Below are 1,621 nucleotides of genomic sequence, written 5' to 3' on the forward strand. Positions count from 1 at the left end.
TTAAACTTAAACTTGAAAAGGGTAATGATATAGACTACTTAGATTTTTTTGTTAAAGGTTTTAAATCTCTTGTTGATATTAAACAAGAATTTGATGATTTTGTAAAAGATTATTCTTCTAATGGATTTATAAGTCATTCTAATGTTGCCTTCAATAATAAACTTGTCTTTGACTTTAATTTTAAAAATAATGAACAACATAAAACATTATTAGACAATATAATAAAAGAATATGTCTCTAATTATATTAATATCAACCCGAATTTCATAGACAAGATTGAATATAATAATATATCATATAATCCTTATGGACCTAGGATTATTGATGGTAGAGAAAAAAGTATTTTTTTATCCTCAAAAATTACTTACTCACCATTTAAAAACTCTAATAAATCATTAAAATTAAATATTAATTTTGAGCTTTGTGGGTTTAACACATTAGAAGAAGAAGTTTTTTATTTTATAGATAGTATTGAACCAAATTTATTTGCAATGGGGGATGATAAAAATTTATACCCTTTCGAGGTAAATTATTCTGAATACCATAGATTTGATGAACATATTGGAAATTTTAATAAAATAAAAATAATGGAAAATGAATTAAATGAGAAATATCAAAATGTTGCATCTGGGGATAAACTTATATTCTCATTTACCCCATATAATCACCTTTATGAAAAAATGGAGCATGATGTAAATATGGCAGGAAAGAAAAAATTAAGGTTTTCAGTAACGCTTAATAACACCATAAATATTCTAAAATTTTATAAAATCATAAGTGGTTTTAAGGATAAAACTTTACCGGAAAAACCAATTCTTCAAGAAAGACCAATTCTTGATACTAAAAAATAAAATAATATGATCAAGTAATTACATATTTTCAAAATACATATTTTACTTATTAAATGTATATAGCTATATAGCATAAAAAAATAATTTAGTTTTACACAACTTCAAAAAAGGAAAATCAAATGGACAACAACAAAAATATAACAAATGATTTAAAAAGAGGTTCACAATCAATAAATGAAACAAAAATAAATAAGATAGTAAAAAATACTCAAAATGAATTGAATTATACTTCTAAAATTAAACAAAATATAAACAATACATTAGTTACTAATAACCATATTCCAAAACAAAACACAATACTAATTCCTTATATTCAAGTCACTAATGCATTACCTATGGTTAAATCAAATACGGAAAAGAATTCTAATAATAATTCAAACCACCCCAAAAAGGGTAATCTAATAAAATTATTTTCTTTTTTAGCATTTTTTTTCACACCATTAATTATAACTGGAGTATCTATAAGTTTATTTTCTATTAAATCACATAAAATGAATAACACCAATCTTTTTAATAATCAAGTAGAAGAATATTCTGTAAAAAATAATAAATATTCAATTAATGACATAAATGATGAAAATATTAATTTGGTAATGAGCGGACTTATAAATGGTGAAAAAATTATTCCACAAGGGTTTAGTGCCTCTTATTTAATAATTGAAAAAAATAAATCTGAAAACTATATAAAAGTGTTAGTAAATTTAATAAATAAAAATGATGAAATTTACAATAAGACATGCATTATAAAAGGATTTAATACAAAAGAATAT

2 protein-coding genes are annotated in these 1,621 nt (G+C 22.0%); both read left to right on the forward strand.

Annotation, left to right across the window (positions count from 1 at the left end):
* On the forward strand, positions 1 to 851 hold an 851-nt coding region (locus T380_RS04435; RefSeq protein ID WP_036437145.1), incomplete at its 5' end, for a hypothetical protein.
* A 119-nt stretch (positions 852 to 970) separates the two neighbouring features.
* Positions 971 to 1,621: hypothetical protein (locus tag T380_RS04160; RefSeq protein ID WP_036437148.1), on the forward strand; the 651-nt coding region annotated here is incomplete at its 3' end.

The sequence above is a fragment of the Mycoplasma elephantis ATCC 51980 genome, assembly GCF_000687815.1.
GTDB lineage: Bacteria > Bacillota_I > Bacilli_A > Mycoplasmatales > Metamycoplasmataceae > Mycoplasma_H > Mycoplasma_H elephantis.